The 427-nt window shown below is 42.4% G+C and carries 1 protein-coding gene; it reads right to left on the reverse strand.

What is annotated here, in order from left to right; all coding sequences use genetic code 11:
• Window positions 1–47: 47 nt before the first annotated feature.
• Window positions 48–427: group II intron reverse transcriptase/maturase (locus NE664_14410; GenBank protein MCQ4727827.1), on the reverse strand; the 380-nt coding region annotated here is incomplete at its 5' end.

Genomic DNA, 427 nt, shown 5'->3' on the forward strand with positions numbered 1-427 from the left:
CGTTAGACAGTCTGGCGTACCGTCCGGTACACGGCGGTTCAATCAACTTAACATGTTATTCGTTTCACGTAATAGTCTTTCATGGATATCAATCCGAATTCTTCGAGGCGGGCATTGCTAATTGTTTGGTGCACATCCCAGCTTCTACATACTTTCGCATATCCGCTTATGTATGCTGTTTTCCAGGCTGACCATGCTGGTATTCCCAGCTTTATAAGGTTCTTTGCTCTGTTCTTTGGCGTTTTCCAATGTTTCCAGATACACATCCGCAGTCTATATCGTATGTTGTTATCTAATTCTGCACATAAACTCTTCATACTTCCGATTTTGAAATAATTAATCCAGCCTCGTATCAGCTGATTCAGTTTCTGCACTTTCACACTGTTACTAACTCCCCAACTACGGCAGGTGAGTTGTCTCATTCTTG

The organism is Anaerotignum faecicola, from assembly GCA_024460105.1.
Lineage (GTDB): Bacteria > Bacillota > Clostridia > Lachnospirales > Anaerotignaceae > JANFXS01.